Source organism: Haloparvum sedimenti, from assembly GCF_001462205.1.
Taxonomy (GTDB): domain Archaea; phylum Halobacteriota; class Halobacteria; order Halobacteriales; family Haloferacaceae; genus Haloparvum; species Haloparvum sedimenti.
Genome location: NZ_LKIR01000085.1, coordinates 12,572 through 22,429 on the forward strand (window position 1 = coordinate 12,572; position 9,858 = coordinate 22,429).

The 9,858-nt window shown below is 68.9% G+C and carries 10 protein-coding genes and 1 pseudogene; 3 read left to right on the forward strand and 8 right to left on the reverse strand.

Annotation, left to right across the window (positions count from 1 at the left end; all coding sequences use genetic code 11):
• Positions 1-8: 8 nt before the first annotated feature.
• Entirely contained in the window at positions 9-1,370 is a 1,362-nt protein-coding gene (locus AN233_RS05410) for an aspartate aminotransferase family protein (RefSeq protein ID WP_058365814.1), read from the reverse strand.
• 153 nt (positions 1,371-1,523) lie between these two features.
• On the opposite strand from AN233_RS05410, the gene AN233_RS05415 reads away from it, so the two are divergent.
• Together AN233_RS05415 and nirK are read left to right on the forward strand one after the other, a co-directional pair.
• Positions 1,524-2,198 carry a helix-turn-helix domain-containing protein gene (locus tag AN233_RS05415; RefSeq protein WP_058365815.1) on the forward strand — a complete coding sequence of 225 codons (675 nt, stop codon included), beginning with the start codon at positions 1,524-1,526 and terminating at the stop codon, positions 2,196-2,198.
• Positions 2,199-2,412: 214 nt separating this feature from the next.
• Positions 2,413-3,525: a copper-containing nitrite reductase gene (gene nirK, locus AN233_RS05420; RefSeq protein WP_058365816.1), complete on the forward strand. Its 1,113-nt coding sequence runs from the start codon at positions 2,413-2,415 to the stop codon at positions 3,523-3,525.
• A gap of 30 nt (positions 3,526-3,555) precedes the next feature.
• Here the strand turns inward: nirK and AN233_RS05425 are convergent, their stop codons facing one another.
• Positions 3,556-4,113 (reverse strand): diadenylate cyclase, encoded by a 558-nt coding sequence (locus tag AN233_RS05425; protein WP_058365817.1) that lies wholly within the window; start codon positions 4,111-4,113, stop codon positions 3,556-3,558.
• 112 nt (positions 4,114-4,225) lie between these two features.
• Between AN233_RS05425 and AN233_RS05430 the strand changes: the two genes are divergently transcribed.
• Positions 4,226-4,681, forward strand: a complete 456-nt coding sequence (locus tag AN233_RS05430; protein WP_058365818.1) for a DUF892 family protein — start codon at positions 4,226-4,228, stop codon at positions 4,679-4,681.
• 452 nt (positions 4,682-5,133) lie between these two features.
• On the opposite strand, the gene AN233_RS05435 is transcribed toward AN233_RS05430, so the two are convergent.
• The 6 genes and pseudogenes from AN233_RS05435 to AN233_RS05460 all read right to left on the reverse strand — a co-directional run.
• On the reverse strand, positions 5,134-5,508 hold the full coding sequence (locus AN233_RS05435; RefSeq protein ID WP_058365819.1) for a Rid family detoxifying hydrolase: 375 nt from the start codon (positions 5,506-5,508) through the stop codon (positions 5,134-5,136).
• Positions 5,509-5,610: 102 nt separating this feature from the next.
• Entirely contained in the window at positions 5,611-6,270 is a 660-nt protein-coding gene (locus AN233_RS05440; protein WP_058365820.1) for a carbohydrate-binding family 9-like protein, read from the reverse strand.
• Positions 6,267-7,109, reverse strand: coding sequence for an SDR family NAD(P)-dependent oxidoreductase (locus tag AN233_RS05445; RefSeq protein WP_058365821.1), 843 nt, complete (start codon positions 7,107-7,109; stop codon positions 6,267-6,269). Before AN233_RS05445 ends, AN233_RS05440 begins: the two co-directional genes overlap by 4 nt.
• A gap of 96 nt (positions 7,110-7,205) precedes the next feature.
• Entirely contained in the window at positions 7,206-8,372 is a 1,167-nt protein-coding gene (locus AN233_RS05450; protein WP_058365822.1) for a mandelate racemase/muconate lactonizing enzyme family protein, read from the reverse strand.
• A gap of 42 nt (positions 8,373-8,414) precedes the next feature.
• Positions 8,415-9,554: a hypothetical protein gene (locus tag AN233_RS05455; RefSeq protein WP_058365823.1), complete on the reverse strand. Its 1,140-nt coding sequence runs from the start codon at positions 9,552-9,554 to the stop codon at positions 8,415-8,417.
• Between the two features lie 79 nt (positions 9,555-9,633).
• Positions 9,634-9,858, reverse strand: a pseudogene (locus AN233_RS05460) (carbohydrate ABC transporter permease); the annotation flags it as partial.

A 9,858-nucleotide genomic window follows, 5' to 3' on the forward strand; every position in this document is an offset into this window, starting at 1 on the left:
GGAGCGCGCTACTCGGCCGTCGCCGCGATGGCGTCCGCGATGATCTCCGTGCCGACCTCCGCCTGGCGCTGCGTCAGCACGAGCGGCGGCAGCAGGCGGACGACGTTGTCGTACTGGCCCGCCGTCCAGACGAGCACGCCGTGCTCGTAGCAGTACTCCTGGATCGCCTCGACGCGGTCGGCGTCGGGGTCGCCGTTCTCGTCCACGAACTCGGCGCCGACGAACAGCCCCTTGCCACGGACCTCGCCGAGTCCCGGGTCGCCGTCGCCGGCGTCCCGGAGGCGGTCGCGGATCCACGCGCCGACCTCCGTCGCGTGGTCGAGCAGGTCGTGCGACTCGATGTACTCGATGGCCCGGAGCCCGCCGACCATCGCGGGGACGTGCCCGCGGTAGGTGCCCGCGTGGTCGCCCGGCCCCCACGTGTCCAGATCCTCGTGGTAGATCGTTCCGGAGAGCGGCTGGCCGTTGCCGCCGAGCGCCTTCGCGGTCGTCATGGCGTCCGGCGTCACGTCGTAGTGCTCCGAGGCCCACCACTCGCCGGTGCGGCCGAGGCCGACCTGGATCTCGTCGAACACCAGCGGCAGGTCGTTCTCCTCGGCGATCTCGCGGAGCCCGGAGAGGAACCCCTCCGGCGGGACGACGACGCCGCCCTCGCCTTGGATCGGCTCGACGAAGATGCCCGCGGGGTCGGTGAGCCCGCCGTACGGCTCCTCGACGATGGCGCGGACCTCCTCGAGCGCCCGGTTCACGGACGCCTCCGGGTCGCGGCCCTCGCGGAAGGGGTACGGGAAGGGTGCATGGACCACGTCGGGCAGGAGCGGCGCGTACGGCTTCTTGAACTTCTTGTTCGAGGTGATGCTCATCGCGCCGGTCGTCGCCCCGTGGTAGGAGTTGCGGAACGCGAGCAGGCCGTTGCCGCCGGTGTTGTACTTCGCCAGCTTGATCGACGCCTCAACGGCGTCGCTGCCGGTCGGACCGCCGAAGACGACGCGGCTGTTGCCGGCCAGCGAGCCCGGCGCGATCTCCTCCAGCTTGTCGATCAGGTCGATCCGCGGCTGCGTCGGGAAGTCGACGGCGTGCGTGAGCTTGTCGATCTGCTCGTGGACCCCCTCGTTGACGTAGGGGTTGGCGTGCCCGACGTTGTAGACGCCGATACCCGCGAAGAAGTCGAGGAAGACGTTGCCGTCCGCGTCCTTCAGGGTCGCGCCGCGCCCCTCCTCGAACGCGAGGGGGATGTTGTTGGGGTACGCGACCGCGCCGCTGTCGATGTCGTCCTGTCTGTCGAGAAGCCGTCGGGACCCCGGGCCGGGGACGGCGTCGACGGTCGGTTCCTCCGCGAAGTGCAGGTCGTGGATTGGCGGTCCCACCATATGCCACCCGATACGACACGTCTACAAATGACTGGTGCAACCAGCAATCTGTGACGGTGTAAACAAAATCTGTTTTCGAGAAGGGGTCGCGAGCCGCCGACCGCGGACCCAACCACCGGGACGCCTTTATCCCGGCGGGGGGACACACCGACCATGACGCAGGCCCGCCTCGTCGTCGACCTCCCGGAGGGGCCGTGGGTGGCCGACGTGTCCCGCGCGCACCCGGACGCGACGTTTCAGGTGCTGACCGCGCTCGCGGGGGACGGACCCGGCTTCGCGCTCGTCTGGATCACCGGCGCCCCGATCGACCCGATCCTCGACGACATGGCGGCCCACCCGGCCGTGACCGAGCTGTCGGTGGCCCAGCGGACGGAACGCGAAGCGACGGTGCAGTTCGAGACCTCCGCACCCCTGCTCCTCATCGCCGCTAAGCGCGCCGGCGTCCCCATCGAGATGCCGCTGGAGATCCGGGACGGGGAAGCGACGATCGACGTGACGGGCCCCCACGACCGCCTCTCGGCGCTGGCCGCGCAGTTCGACGACCTCGGGGTCCCGTTCGAGGTGCGCTACGTCCGCGAGCGCGTGGAGCCGAGCGAACTGCTCACCGACGCGCAACGCGAGCTCCTCCTCGCCGCGGTCGACGCCGGGTACTACGACACGCCGCGGACCTGTTCGCTCACCGACCTCGCCGAGCGGGTCGGGGTGGCGAAGTCCACCGCCAGCGAGACGCTTCACCGCGCGGAGGCGGCCGTGATCAGGGAGTTCGTCGACGACCTCCCCGGCTACGTCCAGAGGGAGGGCTCGGAAGAGCGCTCGGAGGGGGACTGATCGGGCACCGTCCGCGGCGACCCCGAACGGAAACGGGACCGCGACAGCGCGGGGGGCCGGACGAAACCGCGACAGTCCGGAGATCTGTTTTAGACGCTCGTACGGAAGCTTAAGTCAAAACTCCGGAGATGTTCGGGTGAGTTCCCCACAGGGCGAGAACCTCCAACCTGTTTCATGCGTGTACTACCGGTATGTCCACCTGGAGAGAAACCCAATGTCCCACGCGACGCAGACCGGGCGGCGACAGTTCCTGACCACCGTCGGCCTCGGCGGTGCGGCCCTGCTGTCGGGCTGCGTCTCGGCGCCGGCGGCACAGACGAACGACGTGGACGAGCCGGCGGAATCGGGACCGACGACGGAGGCCGCGGCCGCGAGTCTCGACCCCGCGAAATCGGTCGACGCGAACCGGGTCGCCGCGGACCCGACCGCGGTCCCCGACCCGATCGACCGCGATGAGCCGCGGGAGGTGGAGTTCACGCTGACCGCGGAGGAGGTGACCGCCGAGGTCGAACCCGGCGTCACCTTCGACTACATGACCTACGACGGACAGATCCCCGGACCGATGCTTCGCGTCAGGGAGGGCGACCGCGTGCGTCTGCGCTTCGAGGTCCCCAAAGACGAGAACGAGCTCCCCCACAACGTCGACTCGCACGCCATCTACGGCCCGGGCGGCGGCGCGGAGGCGACGACGCTCGCACCCGGCGACGACGCGGCGGTCATCGAGTTCACCGCCAGCTACCCCGGCGTCCACATCTACCACTGCGCGGTGCCGAACATGGACGTGCACATCAGCTCGGGGATGTTCGGCGCGATGATCGTCGAGCCGAAGGAGGGGCTCCCCGAGGTGGACCGCGAGCTCTACTTCGGCCAGCACGAGCTGTACACGACCGGCGAGGTCGGCGAGGAGGGCCACCACGCCTTCGACCGCGAGGCGATGGAGAACGAGGATCCGACCTACGTCGTCTTCAACGGCGAGCCGTACGCGTTCACCGCGGACGGCTACGGCCCCGTGACGGTCCAGCGGGACGAGACCGTCCGCGTCTACTTCGCGAACGGCGGCCCGAACAAGATCAGCTCGTGGCACCCGATCGGCAACGTCTGGTCGCGGCTCTACCGCGACGGGGACGTGTTGAGCGACCCGGCCCGAAACGTCGAGACGACGCCGGTCGCGCCCGGCACCGTCACCGCCGCCGAGATGGAGACGCCGGTGCCCGGCCCGATCAAGATCGTCGACCACGCGCTCAGCCGGGCGGGCCGCCGAGGCGCCCTCGGCGTGGTGCAGGTCGAAGGCGAGGAGAACCCCGACGTGTACGACGAGGACGCGTAGTCGAGCGCGTCCGACGCGTCGCGGGGACGCTCAGTCGGCCGTCCACTTCCGGCCGATCTCGTCTCGCTCCGCCGAGAACACCTCGCCGTCGCGGAACAGCGAGACGCGACCGGTCTCCTCGCTCAGCGTCACGGTCGCGACCACGGCCGGCCGCATCGAGGTCTCCAGCGCGCTCATGTGGCGGGAGCCCATCCAGTCCTCGTACGCGACGCGGTCGGCGAGCCCGTCGCCGGCGGTCGCCTCGAGATCGCGGAAGCGGACCATCCCCTCCTCGATCACGCCGTCGACGGCGACGACCACGGCGCCGTCGCGCTCGAACCCGACCGCCTCGCTGGCCTCGGCGAAGTCCGCGTAGTCGACGCCCACGGAGCGACAGCTCTCGACCGGCCACCGGTTGTCCCCCATCGGGTCCGCGTAGTCGCCGTAGTTCCGGTCGGCGACGACCGCGAAGTACAGTCCCGGTCCCTTCACGCGCGGCCGGTCCCAGTCCTCGAACGCGATACTTATCGACTCCGCACAGTAGCGGATCCGGTCCACGAGCTCCTCCACTTCAGGGTGAGAGCGATAGTCGATCGACAGGTCGGTCATTGTGGGGACAACGGTCGCTCGCGTGAATACTCTCCCGGTACGGTGCGAGGCGGTCTCGACCGGCGAGGGTCGCCGCACCGCTTTTGCCCCCCGGCGCGAATGGTCCGACCGCATGACATCAGACCGCGTCATCGACCTGCTGCGCAAGGCCTACAGCGACGAGATCGAGACGGTGATGAACTACCAGACGAACGCCATCGTCCTCGACGGCGTCCGCGCCGAGGAGATCAAGGAGAGCCTCAAACAGGACATCCAGGAGGAGCTGGGCCACGCGGAACAGATCGGCCAGCGCCTCAAGCAGCTCGACGCCCGCCCGCCGGGGTCGGCCGAGTTCACCGCCCGACAGGACTCCCTGCAGCCGCCGGAGGACTCGACGGACGTGCTCTCCGTGATCCGGGGCGTGCTCGACGCCGAGGAGGACGCCATCGAGACGTACCGCTCCCTCGTCGACGCGGCCGAGGAGGCCGGCGACCCCGTCACCGAGGACCTCGCGGTCACCGTCCTCGCGGACGAGGAGGCCCACCGCACGGAGTTCCGCGGCTTCGAGAAGGAGTACCGCGACGAGTAGCACCGGGTCCGCGGGACCCGCAGCAGCAGGACCGCGGTCGACGCAAATCGGCCGCGGCCGAGCCGCGGGCTGCCGGTGCCGCCATCAAGAGCGAAACCTCGACGACCGGTACACCGGTTCGACAATCGAGGAGATATAATGACAGAAGAATTTGAATGACGGAGTTCAGATATTTTTGATCTGTCGGCTTTCTATTCAAGACATAAAATCAAAGAGAAATTCAAATAGAGAGAATATAGGACAATAATATTATATCCTATTTAGAAAAGGGTATTTTTCTGTGTTTAATAAAAATCTGCTTTTAGCATTTATTATCTATCTGTCGTCTATTTCGCATATTTATAAACTATCGTAGACATAACCAGATGCGGATACCGGGGCGTCGCGAAGGTCGAAGTCGACCCTCCGCAGCAGGCGGGGCGGGAGCGCGGATGCTCCCGACCGCGGCGATCTCACGCGCTCGCGACGACCTCGATTTCGACCCCGATGTCGATGGGGAGCCGGGAGACCTCCATGGCCGCCCGCGCCGGGTACGGCTCGGTCATGTACTCCGCGTACACCTCGTTGACGGCCTCGTAATCGTCCATGTCGGTGACGTAGACGTTCGCGTGGACGACGTTCTCCAGCGACGTACCCGCCGCCTCGAGGATCGCGGCGACGTTCTCCAGCGTCCGTGCGGTCTGTTCGCTCACGTCCTCGGAGACGACCTCGCCGGACTGCGGGTCGACCGGACCCTGTCCGGAGACGTAGACCCGGCCGTCGTCGATGATCCCCTGCGAGTACGGTCCGATCGCGTCCGGCGCGTCGTCAGTGCTGACTTCCTCCATGGGTCGAGTGTCTCACAGCGACCGCTTGTATCTTTCGTCAGCGCGCCGCCGGGCCGGCCGTCACCGGAACCAATGCCGCCGTCACCGGAACCAATGCCGCCGTCACCGGAACCGGAGCTCCCCGAACTCCTCCGGGCGGTGGAAGTCCGGTTCCGGCGCGTCGACCGGGTTCCACGCCGCGTAGAGCGGCTCCGGTCGCTTCCGGATCCGGTAGAAGTTCGCGCGCCACCGATCCCCCGCCACCGGAGTAACCGTGCCGCCGGCGAGAGCGGCCAGGGTCTCGAACGGGAGCGCCACCGCGACCCACCATCCCTCGTCGTCGGGGTCGGGGGCCTTCGTGGGCCCGTCGACCGAGCTCCGGATCCGGACGTCGGCCGCCGCTTCCGGGTCCACGAGCGTCCGGTCGGTGCGGCCGGCCCCGTAGCCGAGCCGGAACGTCCCGACGCAGTTCACCTCGAGGTTGACGTACGCGTCGCCGCTCGCCGGCCGTGGAGCGGCGAAGAACTCGACGCAGCTGTCCTCCCACACCCGCCCGTTCAGCCGCGTCGCCGTCGCGTAGCTGTGCCCGTCGACCACCTCGTAGTGGAGGTACAGCGCCTCGTCGTCGTACAGCGCTCTCGCGGTCGCGGACGGCCGGCGCGCGGGAGCGGTCCAGCGGAACCGGTCGATCGGAACGCGCTCCGTGCGCTCCCACACCGTCCCCGCCGCGTCTCCGACGAGCGGCGGCGGCTCGGCGACGCGGCGGACCGCGGTCGTCCTCATCGATCGCTTGGCGGCTCGTCGGCCTGATAGATCTCGTTCTCGAACGACTGCGGCAGCCCCGCGGTCAGGCCGCCGTCGACGACGACGTTCTCGCCGGTGATGAAGCCGGCGCGGTCGCTGGCCAGGAACAGCGCGGTGTCCGCGACCTCCCGGGGGCGTCCGAACCGACCGAGCGGGTACTGGTCGAGCCACCGGTCGCGGGCGCTCGTCCCGCCCGACCGCTGTTCCGTGCTCTCCATCTCGTCGCGGCGGTTCTGGGTCTCGATCGTGCCGGCCGAGAGGACGTTCGAGCGGATCCCGTACTGCCCGTAGTGGGTCGCAATGTTCCGCGACAGCGCGAGGAGCCCGCTCTTTGCCTCCGAGTAGCCCGCGAGCCCGATCCCGAAGAGCCCGTTCACCGAGCCGACGTGGACCATCGACCCGCCGCCGGCGGCGATCATCGCCGGCAGCGTCTCGCGCGCGAGGAGGTACGGAGCCTTCAGGTTCAGCTCCAGCATCCACTCGAACTCCTCCTCGCTACACCGGTGGAGCAGGTCCGCCGACTCGACGGAGCCGCCCGCGTTGTTGACGAGGACGCGGAGGTCCCCGAACTCCTCGACCGCGGTGTCGACGAGGTCGCGGACGTCGTCCGCGTCGGTCACGTCGCACTCGACCGGAACGACGCGCCCCTCGTGCGCGTCCGTGAGCTCCTCCGCGACGGCCGCGACGTCCTCGTACGTCCGCGAGCAGATCGCCACGTCGCCGCCCGCCTCGGCGAACGCCGCCGCGATCTCCCTCCCGATGCCGCGTGATGCCCCGGTCACGATCGCCGGACGGTCCGCTAGTGACAGCTCGACCATGTCGGCTGAACCATCAGCGGGGGCGATAAAGAAGGTTCCGACGCGAGCGGCGGACGGCGAGGGGCGCGGTCGATCCGCGGTGGGAAACGCGCCGCGCTAGACCTCGTACCGCTCGACCATTTCCCGGTCGATCTCGATCCCGAGCCCGGGTTCGTCGGGGACGCGCATGCAGCCGTCCGTGACCTCGAAGGGGTCGGCGATGACGTCGTCCTGCCAGGCGTAGTAGGTCGTGTCCGGCGGGAGCGAGAAGCCCGGAATTCCGTGGACCGCCTGGAGGATGGCCGCGGTTCGGATCCCCAGGTCGAACGCGCAGTGGTGCGTGAACGGGACGCCCGCGTCCTCGACGATCGAGGCCTGCTGCCGGAGCCCGCTGATCCCGCCCGCGGGCGTGAGGTCCAGCACGGCGACGTCCATGGCGCCGGCGTCGACGAGCGACCGCAGGTTGTTCGGGATGTAGGTGTCCTCGTTCGGCGCGATCGGCTGCCGGAGGCGCTGCCGGAGGGCCGCCAGCGAGTCGTGGGCGTTCACCCGGATCGGCTGCTCCATGTACTGGAGGTAGATCCCCGAGTCCTCCAGCGCCGCGCCGACGCGGACGGCCTGGTCGAGCGACCAGCCCTGGTTCGGGTCGAGCCGGAACTCCAGCGCGCCGTCGACCTCGTCGTGCATGGCCTCGATGCGGGCCACGTCCTGTTGCCAGTCGCGGCCGGCCTTGGTCTTGAGCACCGAGAAGCCGGCGTCGGCCGCCTCGCGGGCCTTCGCACGCGACTCGGCGGGCGGAAGGATCCCGAGACAGAACGCGAACTCGACGTCCCGGTCGGTGCCGGACTCGCGGTCCGCCGCGTCCGCGTTCATCGCGGTCGTCTGCTCCGGCGCGGTCGAGCCGCCCAGCAGCTCGTAGACGGGTTTCCCGAGCGCCTTGCCGGCGATGTCCCAGCAGGCGGTCTCGACGGCCGCGAAGAACAGCTCGACGTTCGTGTACTCGATGAAGACCTGCCGGCGGAGCCGCTCGACCTCGAACGGGGACTGGCCCTCGATGAGGGGGCCGATCCCGTCCTCGATGACGGACTCGGTCGCCGCGGCGGTGAGGAACGTCCGCATCTCGCCCCACCCGGAGACCCCTTCGTCGGTCTCCACCTCGACGAGGACCCGCTCCATCGAGTCGACCTGCCCGTGGTTCGTCACGTACGGACCGATGCCGAGCGGTTCGTCGAGGTCGACCAGCGGTACGTCTACAGTCGTGGCTGTCACGCCCGTGATTTCCATGTGACTCAGTGCAGGGGCCCCGTAAAAGAAGCTACCGTCTCCTCACCGGATTGCCGCCTCGATCCAGTCCAGCGACCGGTCGGGGAGCAGCCCGTAGTTGTAGAAGGAGACGCGGGGGACGCCCTCCGCCCGCAGTCCGTCGACGATGCGGGAGAGCGTGTCCGCGTCGCTTATCGCGGGGTGGCCGGGGAGCAGTCCGACGTGGATCGGAACGTCCGCATCGAGGTCCTCGACCAGTCGATAGGCACGGAGCACGTCCTCCCGGCTCGACTCGTACGCCGGGAGACAGAAGTAGTCGACGTGCTCGGAGAGCGCGGTCGGGTCGACGCCGGCCATCCACTCGCGGCCGGGTTCGGGCATCCCGACGTAGTAGCCCAGTTGCGCCTCCCCCGCGGCCGCCGCCAGGTCCGCGTAGAGGTCCGTGAGCGTCTCCTGTCGGACGGCTACGTAGTCGTCGACCGCGGGGTGCCGCCGAAGCCACTGCTCCAGAACGGTGTCGCTCGGGAGTCGCCCGGCGACGATGTCGTCGAGGGCCGCCACGGTCGCCTCGCGCGCGCGGTCAACGTCGACCCCGCTCGCCGCGGCGTGCTCCCGGCAGTGGTCACAGAAGCAGAGGCCGAACAGGAACTCGCCGAGCGTCCCCAGATCGGCGTGGATCTTCTGGTGGTGCCAGCCGAAGCCGGTGCCGTAGAAGTAGTCGAACGTCTCCAGTTCGATTCGGTCGAACTCCTCCCGCGACGCGAGGTCCGCGACGAGCGAGCGGAGGTACCGGCGGACCGCCGGGTTCGAGGGGCAGAGCCCGAAGACCAGGTCGTCGCCGTACGGCGACGTGAGCGTCGCGTCGGGGTTGGCCATTCCGAGCCGCGAGTTGTGACAGCCGACCGTCCACGACGTCAGCCGGAGGTCCCCGGCCGCGGCCGCGATCGCGTCGACCCAGTCCTCGTCCATCCCCTCGTAGGGGTGCGGTCGGAGCATCCCGTACTCGCCGTCGGGCCGGAAGTACGAGCTCGCGTGCGCGAAGTGCGTCTTCCGGCGCGGGTTGTGCGGGGAAAACGCCTGCACCGCATGGTAGTTCGTCGCCAGGTTCAGCTCCCCGATCCCGATCTCCCGGAGGCGTGAGGCGACCGCGTCGACCCCCTCGTCGCGCACGTCCCACGGATACGCCCACGTGGCAAACTCCATGGCTCTACAGCGACGCCGAGGCAGTTAAAACTCCGGTCGCGCGGAAACCGCACGGGGGGCCGGTCTCCCCTGAGGGCCGCTACTCCTTCACCGCGCCGGCGGTCATGCCGGAGACGATGTACTCCTCGAGGAACGCGAAGAGGATCAGAAGCGGGATGATCCCGATGACCGAGGCCGTCAGCATCATCCGCCAGTCCGTCTGCAGCGCCCCGACCATCGAGAAGACGCCCCGTGGGACGTTGTACTTCCCGGCGTCCGTGAGGAACGTCAGGACGAACAGCAGCCGGTTCCACGCGTACAGGAA